This window comes from Streptomyces sp. NPDC023527, assembly GCF_055560115.1.
In genome coordinates this window covers 81,815-96,108 of the sequence record NZ_JBVHJJ010000008.1, presented here as the reverse complement: position 1 = coordinate 96,108, position 14,294 = coordinate 81,815, and the positions used below count along the sequence as shown (strand labels likewise).

General features: G+C 73.4%; 15 protein-coding genes. 6 read left to right on the top strand and 9 right to left on the bottom strand.

Annotated elements, in window-relative coordinates; translation table 11 throughout:
* Nucleotides 1-14: 14 nt before the first annotated feature.
* The 6 genes from ACZ303_RS17550 to ACZ303_RS17525 all read right to left on the bottom strand — a co-directional run bounded on the left by ACZ303_RS17550 (nt 15) and on the right by ACZ303_RS17525 (nt 6,492).
* Nucleotides 15-2,093, bottom strand: coding sequence for a xanthine dehydrogenase family protein molybdopterin-binding subunit (locus tag ACZ303_RS17550; RefSeq protein ID WP_467339814.1), 2,079 nt, complete (start codon nt 2,091-2,093; stop codon nt 15-17).
* Entirely contained in the window at nt 2,090-3,091 is a 1,002-nt protein-coding gene (locus ACZ303_RS17545) for an FAD binding domain-containing protein (protein WP_467339812.1), read from the bottom strand. Before ACZ303_RS17545 ends, ACZ303_RS17550 begins: the two co-directional genes overlap by 4 nt.
* On the bottom strand, nt 3,088-3,591 hold the full coding sequence (locus ACZ303_RS17540; protein ID WP_467340191.1) for a 2Fe-2S iron-sulfur cluster-binding protein: 504 nt from the start codon (nt 3,589-3,591) through the stop codon (nt 3,088-3,090). Before ACZ303_RS17540 ends, ACZ303_RS17545 begins: the two co-directional genes overlap by 4 nt.
* Nucleotides 3,592-3,869: 278 nt before the next feature.
* The gene (locus tag ACZ303_RS17535) at nt 3,870-4,586 is read right to left on the bottom strand and encodes an AAA family ATPase (RefSeq protein ID WP_467339810.1); all 717 of its coding nucleotides are present in this window, start codon (nt 4,584-4,586) and stop codon (nt 3,870-3,872) included.
* 147 nt (nt 4,587-4,733) lie between these two features.
* Nucleotides 4,734-5,795 carry a hypothetical protein gene (locus ACZ303_RS17530; RefSeq protein WP_467339808.1) on the bottom strand — a complete coding sequence of 354 codons (1,062 nt, stop codon included), beginning with the start codon at nt 5,793-5,795 and terminating at the stop codon, nt 4,734-4,736.
* Between the two features lie 271 nt (nt 5,796-6,066).
* Nucleotides 6,067-6,492 carry a carboxymuconolactone decarboxylase family protein gene (locus ACZ303_RS17525; RefSeq protein WP_467340190.1) on the bottom strand — a complete coding sequence of 142 codons (426 nt, stop codon included), beginning with the start codon at nt 6,490-6,492 and terminating at the stop codon, nt 6,067-6,069.
* A gap of 314 nt (nt 6,493-6,806) precedes the next feature.
* Here ACZ303_RS17525 and ACZ303_RS17520 point away from each other — a divergent pair, with 314 nt between their 5' ends.
* From ACZ303_RS17520 to ACZ303_RS17510, 3 genes are all read left to right on the top strand, one after another.
* Nucleotides 6,807-7,709 carry a phosphotransferase gene (locus ACZ303_RS17520; RefSeq protein WP_467339806.1) on the top strand — a complete coding sequence of 301 codons (903 nt, stop codon included), beginning with the start codon at nt 6,807-6,809 and terminating at the stop codon, nt 7,707-7,709.
* A gap of 71 nt (nt 7,710-7,780) precedes the next feature.
* Nucleotides 7,781-8,518 carry a rhomboid family intramembrane serine protease gene (locus tag ACZ303_RS17515; RefSeq protein WP_467339804.1) on the top strand — a complete coding sequence of 246 codons (738 nt, stop codon included), beginning with the start codon at nt 7,781-7,783 and terminating at the stop codon, nt 8,516-8,518.
* A 191-nt stretch (nt 8,519-8,709) separates the two neighbouring features.
* Nucleotides 8,710-9,276: a GNAT family N-acetyltransferase gene (locus ACZ303_RS17510; RefSeq protein ID WP_467339802.1), complete on the top strand. Its 567-nt coding sequence runs from the start codon at nt 8,710-8,712 to the stop codon at nt 9,274-9,276.
* 145 nt (nt 9,277-9,421) lie between these two features.
* Here the strand turns inward: ACZ303_RS17510 and ACZ303_RS17505 are convergent, their stop codons facing one another.
* The 3 genes from ACZ303_RS17505 to ACZ303_RS17495 all read right to left on the bottom strand — a co-directional run bounded on the left by ACZ303_RS17505 (nt 9,422) and on the right by ACZ303_RS17495 (nt 12,024).
* Nucleotides 9,422-9,835: a thiol-disulfide oxidoreductase DCC family protein gene (locus tag ACZ303_RS17505; protein WP_467339800.1), complete on the bottom strand. Its 414-nt coding sequence runs from the start codon at nt 9,833-9,835 to the stop codon at nt 9,422-9,424.
* 56 nt (nt 9,836-9,891) lie between these two features.
* Entirely contained in the window at nt 9,892-10,950 is a 1,059-nt protein-coding gene (locus ACZ303_RS17500) for an aldo/keto reductase (protein ID WP_467339798.1), read from the bottom strand.
* Between the two features lie 72 nt (nt 10,951-11,022).
* The gene (locus tag ACZ303_RS17495; protein ID WP_467339796.1) at nt 11,023-12,024 is read right to left on the bottom strand and encodes a hypothetical protein; all 1,002 of its coding nucleotides are present in this window, start codon (nt 12,022-12,024) and stop codon (nt 11,023-11,025) included.
* Nucleotides 12,025-12,359: 335 nt separating this feature from the next.
* On the opposite strand from ACZ303_RS17495, the gene ACZ303_RS17490 reads away from it, so the two are divergent.
* From ACZ303_RS17490 to ACZ303_RS17480, 3 genes are all read left to right on the top strand, one after another.
* Nucleotides 12,360-12,851 (top strand): hypothetical protein, encoded by a 492-nt coding sequence (locus ACZ303_RS17490; RefSeq protein ID WP_467339794.1) that lies wholly within the window; start codon nt 12,360-12,362, stop codon nt 12,849-12,851.
* A gap of 188 nt (nt 12,852-13,039) precedes the next feature.
* The gene (locus tag ACZ303_RS17485; RefSeq protein ID WP_467339793.1) at nt 13,040-13,489 is read left to right on the top strand and encodes a hypothetical protein; all 450 of its coding nucleotides are present in this window, start codon (nt 13,040-13,042) and stop codon (nt 13,487-13,489) included.
* Between the two features lie 127 nt (nt 13,490-13,616).
* On the top strand, nt 13,617-14,270 hold the full coding sequence (locus ACZ303_RS17480; protein WP_467339792.1) for an SMI1/KNR4 family protein: 654 nt from the start codon (nt 13,617-13,619) through the stop codon (nt 14,268-14,270).
* Nucleotides 14,271-14,294 lie beyond the last annotated feature (24 nt).

Here is a 14,294-nt window from a genome sequence, read left to right as displayed (position 1 = left end):
CGCGGCCCGCGCCCTCAGGCGAGCAGCTTCTCCGGAAGGATGGGCAGGTCGCGCACCCGGACGCCCGTCGCGTGATGGACCGCGTTGGCGATCGCCGCGGCCGTGCCGACGATGCCGATCTCCCCGATGCCCTTGGTGCCCATGGGGTTCACATGCGGATCCTCCTCATCGATCCAGTGCGCCTCGATGCCACTGATGTCCGCGCAGGACGGCACGTGGTACGAGGCGAGGTCGCGCTCGGCGAAGTCACCGAACCGGGGGTCCAGGGTGCTGCCCTCGGTCAGCGCCATGCCCACCCCCATCACCATCCCCCCGATGAACTGACTCCGCCCGGTCCGGGCGTTGAGGACATGACCGGCGGCGAAGACGCCCAGCAGGCGGCGGACCCGCGTCTCGCCGGTGTCGGTGTCCACCGCCACCTCCGCGAACTGCGCGCCGAAGGCCCCCTTCGCGTGCGGCGGGTCGGAAGCGATGTCGTCGGCCGTGTCGGCGGTGGCGCTCAGGCCCCCGGGCGGCACCGTGCCCCCGTGCTCGCGGACCATCGCGTTCAGGGCGTGGCACGCCTTGTGCACGGCCCACCCCCACGAGCCCGTCCCGGAGGAGCCGCCGGCCAGCGAAGCGGCCGGCAGGGCGGTGCTGCCGATCTCGATGCCGACGTTCTCCAGGGGCACGGCGAGCGTGTCGGCGGCGATCTGCGCCAGGACCGTACGGGCGCCCGTACCGATGTCCGTCGCGTTGACCCGGATCCGGCAGCGGCCGTCGGCGGTGATCCCCGCCTCGGCCGTGGAGGGCATGAGGAACACGGGATAGTAGGAGGAGGCCACGCCGGTACCGATGAGGAGGCGGCCCTCGGGGTGTGAACGGGGCCTCGGATCCCGCGCGGACCAGCCGAAGCGCCGCGCCCCCTCGCGCAGACACTCCACCAGGTGCCGGCTGCTGAACGGCTTGCCGCTGTCCGGCTCGGTCGCCGTGTCGTTGCGCACGCGCAGCTCGACGGGGTCGATCCCGGCGGCGCGGGCGAGTTCGTCCATCGCGCACTCCAGCGCGTACATCCCCGAGGCCTCGCCCGGTGCCCGCATCCAGGACGGGCTGGGTACATCGAGCTCGACGACGCGATGCGTGGTGCGGCTGTTGGGGGAGATGTACATGGTGCGCGAGGCAACGGCGGACTGCTCGACGAAGAGGCGGACGGCCGAACTCTGGGTGGTGACCTCGTGCGCCAGGGCGGTCAGCACACCGTCCTCGCCGGCGCCGAGCCGCAGCCGCTGGACGACGGGCGGACGGTGGCCGACGACCGCCGCGAGCTGCGCCCGCGCCAGCACCACCTTGACGGGCCGTCCGGTGTGCCGGGCGGCCATCGCGGCCAGGACCACCTGGGGGCGCGGCGTGCCCTTGCAGCCGAAGCCGCCGCCCACGTGCTCGGACACGACGGTGATCCGCTCCTTGCCCACGCCGAAGAGGCCGGAAAGGGTCTCCTGGACGGCCGTGGCGCCTTGGCTGGAGTCGTACACGACGAGGTCGCCGTCCTCCCACCAGGCGGTCGAGGCGTGCGGCTCCATGGGGTGGTTGTGCAGGCCCGGCATCGTGTACGTGGCGTCGACGCGCACGGCCGCACGCTCGTACGCCCCGTCGAAGTCGCCCCACTCGCGGCTGCCGGGCACGCCGGCGTTGGCCTCCTCGGGGGTGTAGAGCCCCGGATGGTCGGGGGTCAGCGTGGCGTCGTGGTCCTCGGGGGCGTAGGTGATCGCCACCGCCGCGGCCATGGCGCGAGCGGCCTCCGGGGTGGCGGCGACGGCGAGCGCGACGAACCAGCCGCGGTGCGGCACCCGGTCGTTCTGGAGGACCAGCAAGGTGCCGTCGTCCACCTCCTTCAGCCGCGGGGCGTTCTCGTGGGTCAGGACGGCGAGGGCGCCGGGCTCCGCCATCGCCCCGGCCGCGTCGACCGAGACGACACGGCCGCGCACGATCGTGGCGGGGACCGGCCAGCCGTAGGCGGTACCGGGCGGGGTGTGCTCGGCCGCGTAGCGCGCGGCTCCGGTGACCTTCGCGCGCCCTTCGAGGCGGGCGGGGCCGGGGCTGTTCGTGGTGCTCATGAGGTGGCCTCCTCGGCAGCCGCGGCGGACAGGCCGGAGAGGACCCGTACGGCCAGATTGCGCGCGAGCCGCACCTTGAACGCGTTGTCGCGCAGCGGTTCGGCGGCGGCCAGCTCCGCCTCGGCGGCCCGCGCGAAGGACTCCTCGGTGGCCGGGGCGCCGCGCAGCGCCTTCTCCGCCGCGTGCGCCCGCCACGGCTTGTGGGCGAGCCCGCCGAACGCCAGGCGTACCTCCGCGATGGTGCCCCCGCGCACATCGAGCGCGGCCGCGACGGAGGCCAGCGCGAAGGCGTACGACGCGCGGTCGCGCGCCTTGCGGTAGGCGGACCGGCCGGCCGGCGCGGGCGGCAGCTCGACGGCGAGGATCAGCTCGGCGGGGCGGATGACGGTGTCACGGTGCGGCTCGTCACCGGGCAGCCGGTGGAATCCGGTGAGCGGAACCGCCCGCTCACCCTCGGGCCCGCGCAGGTGGACGACCGCGTCGAGCGCCGCCAGCGCCACCGCTATGTCGGAGGGGTTCGTGGCGACGCAGTGCGGGGAGTGGCCCAGGACGGCCAGGTCGCGGTGGACGCCCTCGCGGGCCGGGCAGCCGCTGCCCGGCACCCGCTTGTTGCACGGTTTGCCCACGTCCTGGAAGTACAGGCAGCGGGTGCGCTGGAGAAGGTTCCCGCCCGTGGTGGCGGCGTTGCGGATCTGCCCGGAGGCGCCCGCCAGCAGCGCCTGGGACAGCACGGGATAGCGGGCGCGGACGGCCGGGTGGGCGGCGAGGTCGCTGTTGCGGACGTTCGCGCCGATCCGCAGGCCGCCGCCGGCCGTCTCCTCGACCTCCGTCAGCGGCAGCCGGCCGATGTCCACCAGCAGGCCGGGGGACGCGACGCCCAGCTTCATCAGGTCGACGAGGTTCGTACCGCCGCCGAGGGCCATGCCGTCGGGCCGGCCGGCGAGGGCGTCGATCGCCGCGTCGACGTCGTCGGCGCGCGTGTACGTGAACGACCTCACCGCGTCACGTCCTCGATCGCGGCGACGATGTTCGGGTACGCGCCGCACCGGCAGAGGTTGCCGCTCATCCGCTCGCGGATCTCCTCGGGGGAGAGGGGCACGGGTACGCCGGGCGGCGCGGCCGCCGGAGGTGTCACATGGGACGGGTGACCCGCGGCCGCCTCCTCGATCGCGCCGACCGCCGAACAGAGCTGGCCCGGCGTGCAGTAGCCGCACTGGAAGCCGTCGCGGTCGAGAAACGCCTCCTGGAGCGGGTGCAGCGCGTCGCCCCCGGCCAGCCCCTCCACGGTGGTGATCTCCGCGCCGTCGTGCGCGACCGCCAGCAGCAGACAGCTGTTCACGCGCCGCCCGTCGGCCAGCACCGTGCACGCGCCGCACTGCGCGTGGTCACAGCCCTTCTTCGCACCGGTGAGGCCCAGGTGCTCGCGCAGGGCGTCGAGGACGGTCGTCCGGTTGTCGAGGGTCAGCCGGTGTGCGGCGCCGTTGACATGGAGGGTCACCGTCGACGTGGTGGAGGGTGCGGAGAGGTCCGGGGCGGTGGACCGGCTCTGGGCGGGATGCGCTGCCACGGTGCGCCACCTTTCACTGGTGTCCCTTGTTCACTGGTGTCCCACCAGCACCGTGACGAGGTCCCCGGTTCCCCCGCGCGCAAACGCACCCGCCGCACACGGCACCCGTTCGGCCTCGACGCGACCGCGTCCCTGCCGGCCGGTCAAAAGTTCGACCGCATCTGGAGGTCAGGGCGTGGTCCATCGAGACCCCGACGGACATGCCCGGATCAGGGAACGGCCACGCCGGACGGTTCCTGCGGCGGAGCCGCCGGGCAGGGGCGGTCCGGGCCGAATTCCACCGCCGCCACGTGCTCGCGCGAGATCCGGTCCAGGAGCACGACCGAGGCCGCCTCCGCCACCGCGTTCGGAACCGGGCACACCCGCGCCGTGGCCCCGCCGCCTGCGGCGGTCGCGCTGTGTACGGTCAGCGTGCGCAGCAGCCGGTCGAGCCCGCGCCGGTGCCGGGCGAAGACGCGCGCCGGGGCCCACCGGCCGCGCGCCTCCTGCCCCGCCAGCGCCTCGGCCGCTCCGACGTCCAGCAGCACCACGTGCAACTCGCGCCCCTGCCGCCCCGCTTCGCGGGCCAGCCACCGCCGCATCCACGCCCGGCTCCCGCAGTCGTGCACCAGGAACGCCCCGCCGTCGCGCACCGCCGCCCGCAACCACCGGAAGTGCTCCCACCGCGCCCACGGCCGGTACACCGCGTACGGCAGCCGGTCCGGCATCACCGCTTCGCACGCCACGTGGACGTCCCGGGGATCGACGGCCGGTGCCGCCTCGGACCAGCGGCGCAACAGCGTGCTCTTGCCGCTGCCCGGCAGCCCGGAGACCACCACCACGGCACCCGCCGGATACGACAGGACGGCGGGCGCCACGCCCGGCCCCCGCAGGTCGACCAGCCCGCGCGGCCGCAAGCCCCGCCCCGGCCCGTATATCTCGCTCACTACCGCCCCTTGTCCCCACTGACGTGCCCCACAGCCTCGCACGGGTCGACGACCGGCCCTGGAGCGCCCCCGCCGGGGCATGAACCGGGGACAGCCTTGGAGACGCGACCGCGGGGGCCAACGGTTCGGACGCCGTGCGGGCGTCGTTCACCGGCCGCCCGGCGGTGACAGCGTCACCCGCAGGAAGCGCGGCCGGTAGATGCCCGCGCGGCGGATGACGTCGTCGGGAACGAGGCTGTTGACGTTGTACGAGACGACGAGTTCCCCGGGGCGTTCGAGATCCGGGTGCTCGTGGGGGTTGTACGCGAAGACGTCCGGGTCGCGGTACGTACCGAGGGGACCCGCCTCCGGCGCCCGGTACACCGTGCGCGGCCGGCCGAACGGGCCGCCGGGGCCACGGGCCCACGCCAGCCGCATTTCCGCGCTGAACGGCCGGTCCGCGCGCTGCGTCACCAGGGCGTACCAGGGACCGTGCCGGACGACGCTCAGCTCGTCCGAGACGCGCAACGGCGCCCCGCCCGGACCGGTCAGCCGGGCGGACCGTGCCTCACGGGCGGACCAGGTGCCGTCGGCGGCCCGGTACCGCCAGGGCCGCCGCAGATCGGATCCGGTGACGCGGGCCAGCCGCAGGTGGCTGCCGCCGCCGGGCGCCTGTTCGGTGCCGTAGATGTAGGTGTGGCCGCCCTGCCGCTCCAGCCACGCGCCCCAGGCGACGCGGGCCGAGGATGGCAGAGGGGTGAGAGAGCTCGGCCGGGAGAGCCGGCCGGGGAGGAAGCGGGCCAGGACATTGCCGCGCCAGGCCACGTCCAGGGGGCCGGTCCCGGTGCGTGCGTAGCGTGCGTAGACGACGGCGACACCGCGGCCGTCGGGGATGCCGGCGCGGGCCCAGTACCAGTCGTCGGGCCCGTCGCCCGGCACGAGGGACGTCGGCCGGCCGGACCGGTCCCGCCCGGTGACGGTGTGCGGGCCGCGGCCGTTCCACAGTACGAGGCTGTTGTGGAGGAACGGCGTGGACCCACCGTCCTCGACGACGGGGGAGCGGGAGCCGTCGGGTCGTACCGTGCCCAGGAAGGTGTCGGAGAAGATCCACAGCCGGCCGGCGGGCGTCGGCACGGAGTATGTGCTGTCACCGCCGGTCCAGTGCTCCGGGGACCGGGATCGGTCGGCGTACGCGGTGAACGCGTCGTCGAGCACCGTGAGCGGTCGCACGCCGACCACGCGCGGCGGGCCCACGGCGGACGGCGGTGCCGGAGGCAGGAACCCGCAGAGCGCGGCGAGGCAGGCGATCAGCAACCGCGGCGCCCGCGCCCGGACCCTACGGGTGTCGGCGCGGGAGGAACGAGGTGGAGGAGCCGTTGTCATGACGGGCGGTCAACGATACGGCGGGTGCCCGGGTTGCTGCCGCGATCAGAAGAAAAACGGTGACCGGCGTCGGAACGCCGGTCACCGCGGGGTGTTTCAAGAAATGCCCGGTCGGGTCCTACTCGGTGCCGGGGGTCTTGCGGGTGGTGACGTTCATCCGGTTCCAGGCGTTGACCGTGAAGATGAGGGCGATGAGCTGGGCCAGCTCCTTCTCCTCGAAGTGCTTGGCGGCCTCGTCGTAGACGGCGTCCGAAACACCCTCGGGCAGCCGCGTGACCGCCTCGGTCAGTGCGAGCGCGGCCCGCTCCTTCGCGGTGAAGAGGCTGGACTCCTCCCAGGCGCTGAGCTGGTAGATCCGCTCCTCGGTCTCGCCGGCCTTACGGGCGTCACCGGTGTGGTAATCGATGCAGTACGCACAACGGTTGACCTGCGAGGCGCGGATCTGGACGAGCTCGAGAAGGACCGGGTCGAGGCCGTCGCGGGCGGCGGCGTCGAGGGCGAGAACGGCCTTGAAGACCTTGGGAGCAACGGTGCCGAAGTTCATGCGCTGGGGAATCTCAATTGCTGTCATGCCGAGAACTCTAGGAGCCGAATAGGTCTGAGGTATGGTGCATTCCCGCGCCGGAACGATGGGTCAATTCCGCCCGGCCCGGCCCGGCCCGGCTCGCGGCGCCGGCCGCCCGCAGTTCGCGCCCGGCGTCCTCGACGGCCTCCCGCACCGCCGGCACGGCGCCGGAGCCCCGCGAGGTGAGCATCGGCCGACTGGGCGTCCGCGCGCGGCCGTCGGAAGCCGCGAGCCGCACCGGAGTCCCACGGGCGGGCGTCGGCCGGCCGCCCCGCCGACCATAGGGTCTGCTCATGTCACCCTTCTCCGAGCAGGCGGCCGTTCGCGCCGCTGTCGCCGTCGCCGCCGATCTGGGCCTGGAAGACGTCCGGCCCGTGGTCCTCGGCAGGCTCAGCAATCTCCTCGTCCATCTCTCGCCCCACCCCGTCGTGGCCCGTGTGGCCACGGTGATGGGCGAGTTGCGCGGTGGCCGCGCCGACTGGCTGGGACGCGAGGTTGCGGCGATACGGCACCTGGCGGGCCGTGACGCCGTCGCCCTGCCGGCGACGGTGCCGCCGGGACCGTACGGACGTGAGGGCCACACCCTCATCCTCGTGGCCCTCGAACACCACGACCGCTCGGCCGCCCTCGACCCCACGGAGGTCGGCAGGTCCCTGCGGCGCCTCCACGAGAACCTGCGCGACCTCCCCGAACCGCTGCCCGCCATGGGCCTCATGGCCGAGAGCCGGACCTGGCTGGACGGCCTCGCCCCCGGGCCGGGCCTGGAGCCCGGCGTCATCGCGCGGCTGCGCGAGCGGCACGACGGGACGTCCGCCGCGCTGGCCGCTCTCGGCCTGGAGAACCGTCCCCTGCACGGCGACGCCCACGCCGGCAATGTGATGGCCACACCCCGCGGCCTCGTATGGACGGACTTCGAGGACGTGACCGCGGGCCCGCCGCTGTGGGACCTGGCGTGCCTGGCCGCGCGCTCGCGGGTGTTCGGCACCGGCGAGGGCGGCTACGACGCGGAGTGGGCCGACACGGCGGTGCGGGCCTACGGGGCGCGCCCCGACGACCCGGCCCTGCGCCTCCTGATCACCGCCCGGAACCTGGCGGTCGCCGCCTGGGCACTGACCGCGGCGGGGGCGCACGACCCGCGCCTTCGCGACCTCGGGCTCACCCGTGCGGCCTGGCTGCTCCGCGACGATGTTACGTAGAGTGAGCGGCGGCGGGGGCCGTTCGTGCCGCCCGCCGAGAACCGTGTGACGAGTGAAGAGTGGTGGGGACAGTGGGTTGGAGTCCGGCCCGTGCCGGTGCGGTCGGTGCCGCCGGTGCGGAGGAAGTGATCGCGGAGGCGCGGAAGGCGCTCTTCGTGATGTTCGGATTCCTGGCGGTCGTCTGGCTGATACAGCTGGCCAACTGGGGACAGGACTACGCCCTCTCGCACGACTACGGAGTGGGCTCCGGCGACGTCACGACGCTGCCCGACATCCTCACCGCGCCCTTCCTCCACTGGAGCTGGGCACACATCGAGAGCAATTCCGGCCCCCTGTTCATCTTCGGCTTCCTCGCCGCCTACCGCGGCGTGCGGCGCTTCCTCGCGCTGACCCTCCTGGTAGCGGTGACCAGCGGACTGGCGATCTGGATCTTCGAGCGGGGGAACGTCGACACGGTCGGCGCCAGCGGGCTGGTGTTCGGCTACTTCGCGTACGTGGTGGTCCGCGGCCTCTTCGACCGACACCTCGTCGACACGCTCATCGGCGTCGTCATGGCGGCGTCCTTCGCCTACACCCTCACCGGAGCCGTGCCCGGGGCGCCGGCGGGCATCAGCTGGCTGGCCCACCTGGGCGGTCTGATAGGCGGCCTGGCCGGCGCGTGGATCTTCCGCGACCGGCAGCCGCGGGACGCAGCGGTCGGCGACCCGGGACGGGCGCCGGGTACGGGCGGACGCGGCGGCGTCCCGGCAGCCCGCGGCGACAGCCCCCGGGCGTCCCTGCACAAGGAGCTCGACGACCTCGGCCTGTAGGCGGAGGGGGTGCGGCGAGGCGCGGTGGTGAGTGAACGGCGGTCGGGCGCGGGGGTGAAGGCGGGCGGCCGGAGTGGTCCGAGCGCCACACATGCGAGTGATCATCCGATGGACGCCACGGCCTCGCGGGCACGCGGCTCCAAGCTTGGTCAGGCGCCTGTTGCCGACGCTTCGTGGAAGGAAGCCATCACATGAGCACCCCGCACATCCTCCTGACCGGCGAGCGGCTCGCCCTGGGCGTGTCCCGGCACGAGACGCTCGCCGAGTACCACCAGTGGGAGAACGACCCCACCACGATCCTCGGCCGCGGCGACAAGTTCCCGCGGCCGGGCGACGCCCGCGCCGCCGAGTGGGCCCGGCAGCGCGCGGACGACAACCACGCCCCGTTCGAGATCGTGCGGCTGAAGGACAAGCAGCCCATCGGGATCACCGTGCTGCACATCGACTCCGACGCCGCGTCGGCCGAGTTCACGATCGTGCTCGCGCCGGCGCAGCGCGGCAAGCGCTATGCGGAGGAGGCCACCCGCCTGACCCTGGACTGGGCCTTCCACCTGGCCGCGCTGCGCACGGCGTGGCTGAAGGTGCTGGAGCCGAACCGCGCGGGGATCGCCGCCTTCGGGAAGGCGGGCTTCCGACTGGCCGGGCGACTGCGGAAGTCCGGCTTCTGGCTCGGTCAGCGGGTGGACGTGCTGCTGATGGACGCCCTGCCGGAGGACTTTCCCGGCCCGTCGGCGATGTGCACGACGCTCGGCAGCTGACGGGAGCGGTCCCTCACCGCAGTTGGGTCACGTACGCGGCCCGGCCGCGGACCACGGCCGGGCGTCGACCCGCGAGCCGCTCCCGTACGAGCCCGAGGAGAACGTTCAGCACGTGCGCCGCGGCGGTCGCCCGTTCCGGCCCGTATCAGGCGGCGGTCGACGGCGGCCCGTCCTGCCGCGAGCGGTACTCCACCGGCAGCGCGCACGTCGGGGTGCCGCCCGGCATGTGGTCCCGGTTGTTCGCGATCAGCCGGTAGGCGCCGTGGGCGATCTGGCGCAGGGGCGGCAGCGTGAGCAGCGCGCCCAACACGGCCCAGCCCCGGCCGGCGCTCAGCAGCAGCTTGGCCACCGCCTGCGCACCGCCGTGCACCGCACCGGTCGGAGTGATCCACAAGAGCTCGTACTCGGCGCGCTCCTGGGTGACCCCGAACGCCTCCAGGTCCGCGAACTGTCCCGGCACGATCTCGCAACGAGGCCGCACATACCGTTCGGTGAACGTCACGGAAGTGGTACAGAAGGCGCAATCTCCGTCATAAACGAGCACAGGTCGAGTCCGCATACCCCCATCATGCCGCCCACCCCCGAGCACACGCCGCCCGGCCCGCCCGTCGCCCCCTACAGGATCCCGGTCGTCGTGCGGCGATACGTCGAGCGGCGGTCGTCGATGGCCTGGCGGCGGTCGCCGTAGACGGTCTCCTGGACGCCCGGTTCGCACAGGAAGTCGTGCGGGAAGCCGAGCGGCACCGCGCTCACCTCGTCGAGCCGTCGGACGGCGTCGGCGTCCAGCCGGACCTCCACGGCGGCGAGATTGTCCGCGAGCTGGCTCTCCTTCGTGGCGGCGATGATCGGAACGATGTTGCCGGGCCGGCCCAGGAGCCACGCCAGCGCGACCTGCGCCGGGCTCCAGCCGCCCTGCTCGGCGATCTCCAGCACCGCGGAGACGACCTCGTCCTCGTTGTGATCCCCGCCGTTGTCCCCGGTGGTGGCGTCCAGCCGACCCGTCTCGCCACGGCGGTACTTGCCGGTCAGCTTGCCGCCCGCGAGCGGTCCCCAGGCCAACACGGCCTGGTCGAAGGCGCGGGCCTGCGGGAGCAGTTCGCGCTCGGGGGTGCGCTCCAGCAGGTTGTAGCGCAGCTGCGAACCCGCGAAGGAGGTCCACCCCCGCAGCTCCGCGAGCGTGTTCGCCTGCGCGATCTCCCATGCGGGCCAGTCCGAAACCCCGATGTAGAGCACCTTGCCGGCCCGCACGACGTCGTCCAGGGCCCGCATGACCTCCTCGACCGGGGTGAAGTTGTCCCGCGCGTGCACCCACAGCACGTCGATGTGGTCGGTGCGCAGCCGGCCGAGGCTCGCCTCCACGGACCGCACGAGGTTCTTGCGGTGGTTGCCCGCCGAGTTCACATCCCCCTTGCGCGTCGCACCGGTGTACTTCGTGGCCAGGACGAAACTCTCCCGGCGCCCTTCGAGCAGCTCACCGAGGATCGTCTCCGAGCTGCCGTCGGTGTAGATGTCCGCCGTGTCGATGAAGTTGCCGCCCGCGTCCGCGTACGCGTCGACGATCCGGCCGCTCGTCTCCTTCGAGGCGCCCCACCCCCAGTCCTCACCGATGGTCATGGCGCCGAGGCTCAGCTCGCTCACCCGCAAGCCGGTCCTGCCGAACAGTGTGTAACGCATGAAGTCCCCTTCGATCGGATGCGCCGACTCCTGAGGCGGACGCTACGAGCTGGAGCGCGCTCCAGCGCAAACTCACCCGTCGAAGCCGATGTGCACGTGGTCGTGGTGGGTGTCGTCCGAGAAGAACTGGCGCGCGGTCGCCCCGCCCGACGGCAGCACCGGACCGCCGACGTTGTACGAACCGGCCGCCGCCGCGTCGCGCATGAAGGACTCGATCAGACCGCGCGGCGTCGCCGGGTCGACCACGGCCTTGTCGTCGATCCGCCATACGTCGACGGCGCGGCCCGGCGGATGGTCGCTGGGCCGGTCGGTGCCGAAGACATCGGTCGGGTGGCCCGACCGCAGGACGGTGACGTCCATGCGGTAACCGCCCGCGAGTTCGAGCAGTGCAGTGAGCACGCTCGTGTGGACACCGCCACCGCGAACGTCCGCCTCGGCGGCCGGTGGCAGACGGATGCGGCTCTCGGCGAGCACGCGGCGCGCCACGTCGGGCAGCGCGGCCGCGGCCGGTCCGGGAGCGGCCGGGTGGAGCGCGGTGACCGACCAGCGCGGCCGGGCGCGGGCGAGCCGCACGTCCACGCTGGTACCGCCCGGCCTGACGATCCCGTCCCCCGTACGCGTCCACTGGCGGCACACCACGATCACGCTCGCCGTGTCGGCCAGGATCCCGCCGTACTGCGCGTCGAGGACCTGGAGTGCGCACGCGTCGGCCTCCGCGAGCAAGGGCCCCGCCCGCTCGACGAGCGCGGCCGGCAGGCCGAGCGCGGTGGCCCGCTCACGGGCCTTCACCGCACCCCGGTCACCGGGCCGCCAGGTGCCGAGCGCCTCGACGAGCTGCGCGGCGCGCAGCTTCACATCGGGCTGGACATCCGACGGGCTGGGCCGCCACGGAGTGGTGCGGGGGAGCACGGTGGTGGCGGGAGAGGCGGCAGAGGGGCCGCCCTCCCCGCTTCCCCGCGTGGACGAGCACGCGGACGCCCCGAGGGCGAGCCCGGCCGCGCCGAACAGGACGGACCGGCGGTTCACGCCCGCACGGCCGACGGTGGGATCGAGATCGCGGGGGTCGCGGGGCATGCGCCGGTCTCCTTCGGGCCAAGGCTTCGGGCGTCGGGCTTCCGTCGGGCTTCGCGCTCCGGCCTCGGCGGGCGGCCCGTCCGACCTCGCCGCCCGCCCGGCCCTGCCCCGTCCGGTCGCACTGCCTGCACAGTCTCCCCGCGTGGCCGGCCGCCCGCACGTGGCCGGGGCCGACCGGAGGGGCGGTGGCGGGCGGTGGCCGGATCCCGTGCCGCGCCGTTGCCAGGAACCGGAAGCCGCCTGGATGATCACCAGGCGTGACGACAGGGAGTGCCGTGGAGAGCACTCCACCCAGAACGAACCACCGGAAACACACCGCCCGAATTGGAGACGACGTGTCCTCTCGAACCGTGTTCCGCACCGTCACGGTGGCCCTGACGACGGCGACGCTCGGCGCCGCGGTGATATCGGGCGCGCAGGCCGCCGCCCCGCGGCACCCCGCCACCGCGACGGCCCCCGCCGCCCGCTCCGCGACCCCCGCGGACGAGAACCCCTTCTCGTGGATCGAGCTTCAAGGACTGAAGGCCGTGCAGCGGGTGATGTACCCGGCCGGCCACCCGGTGACCTACTGGGCGCTCGTCCTCGACGACAAGACCGCCGCACGGCACTACGCGGGCGGCCGGTTCTTCGTCTACGCCCCCGCCACCGGCGAGTTCGGCTCCTTCCTCGACACGGACATCGCGGTGCGGACCGTCCGCGACCCGGGTCAGGTCGTCATCGCGGACGCCGATTTCATGCGGTCGCACCCCAGGGTGGAGGTCCGCTACGGAAACCCCGACCGGCCGAAGCGGGCCCTCACTGTCGCCACCGCCACGATCTGGATGTAACCGCTCCCGCCTTCGCGCGCGCCGGGGCGGCGGCCGCCCCGGCGTCGTGTGCTCGCCCGTGCGAGTGATATATGGCCGCGCGGTGACGGCGAACGACGGCCGCCGCGCCCCGGCGCGCGACGATGCCGGGGTGGGGGTTCGTATGCATCGGCCCCAGCCCAAACCGTTTCTCCTTGCGTGGAGGTGCCGTGTACACCACCGAGCCAGTTGCCCCGACGCTCCAACCGTCCCCCCAGGAAGACCAACTGGCCGAGGACTACGCCAGTGTCCTCGGCACCGTCTCCCGCATCGACCAGGCCGTACGCGACGGCGCCTGGAACGCCGTGCGCGACGAACTCGACCAGCTCATCAGCGCCGCCGAGGACATGTGGACCACGCTCTCCGAGCCCGACGACAGCGCTGACGACAGCGACCGCGACCTCTACCAGGCGCCCGTGACCGTCACCGCGGACGCCGCGACCGTCCGTCAGCTGATCGCCGTCTACGCCGAGCCCCATTCGGTCGGCCGCGCCCTGTACCCCACGAGCGTCATCACCGCACCGCACCTGCGCGGCCTGATCGGGGACGAGGACGCCGCGGACGCGGCGGTGCCCGGGCAGGAAGCCGCCCAGCGGAACGAGCCGGTGGGACGTCCCTGAGACGTCCCTGAACGTGGGGACGTTCGGGCAAGGCTGACCACACTTGGGGTAATTCAGGCGGACATATGTGACATGGTGGAGGGGAACGGCGCACGGCGCCGAGCCGGCGCCGGCGGGAGGGGACAACATGGCTGCTGGAACCGTGCACGAGGGACAGGTGGAGCCGTCGGAGCCGCCGGGGTTCAACGCCGTCCGCCGTCTGATGCCACCACACGAGAACGCGGGCGAGAGCGTCGACTGGGCGGCCGCCGAGCGGCTCTGGGGCACCGGCTTCCCCCGTGACTACGTCGCTTTCATGGCGGAGTACGGCGAAGGCACCATCGGTGACTTCCTCTACGTGCTCCAGCCGCTGCCGTCGCCGTACTGGACGGATCCCGACAGCGGCATGCGCTCCGAGACGGACAGTGCCCGCCGCTTCCTGACGGCGGAGCCCCGCCCGCCCGGGCCGGCGGGCACCTCCCCGTCCGTGATCGCCTGGGGGGTGACCTCCGGCCCCGACATCCTGTGCTGGCTGACCGCGGACACCGACCCCGACCGCTGGCCCGTCGTCGTGCTGGGCCGCCACACCTCGGCACGGGTGGCGGTCCACGACTGCGGAATGGCGGAATTCCTCAGCCGTCTCTTCCTCGCCGCCTTCGACCAGTGCCCGCTGAGCGGCACACAGCTGTGGGGCGAGACCGCCCCCAAGTTCCTCCACTGCCGTGAGGAACAGCGCATCTGGGACTCGGGCATCGACCCCTGGACGGGTGCGCGCGACTCCTACCGCCCACCGGGCACATGACGCGTCCGAACCTCCGGCGGCCGA

Coding starts and splice junctions, on each gene's coding strand:
- ACZ303_RS17495 (WP_467339796.1), bottom strand. CDS start 12,024: ATGCCCCGCGACCCCCGCGATCTCGATCCCACCGTCGGCCGTGCGGGC.
- ACZ303_RS17510 (WP_467339802.1), top strand. CDS start 8,710: ATGAGCACCCCGCACATCCTCCTGACCGGCGAGCGGCTCGCCCTGGGC.
- ACZ303_RS17505 (WP_467339800.1), bottom strand. CDS start 9,835: ATGCGGACTCGACCTGTGCTCGTTTATGACGGAGATTGCGCCTTCTGT.
- ACZ303_RS17480 (WP_467339792.1), top strand. CDS start 13,617: ATGGCTGCTGGAACCGTGCACGAGGGACAGGTGGAGCCGTCGGAGCCG.
- ACZ303_RS17520 (WP_467339806.1), top strand. CDS start 6,807: ATGTCACCCTTCTCCGAGCAGGCGGCCGTTCGCGCCGCTGTCGCCGTC.
- ACZ303_RS17525 (WP_467340190.1), bottom strand. CDS start 6,492: ATGAACTTCGGCACCGTTGCTCCCAAGGTCTTCAAGGCCGTTCTCGCC.
- ACZ303_RS17500 (WP_467339798.1), bottom strand. CDS start 10,950: ATGCGTTACACACTGTTCGGCAGGACCGGCTTGCGGGTGAGCGAGCTG.
- ACZ303_RS17550 (WP_467339814.1), bottom strand. CDS start 2,093: ATGAGCACCACGAACAGCCCCGGCCCCGCCCGCCTCGAAGGGCGCGCG.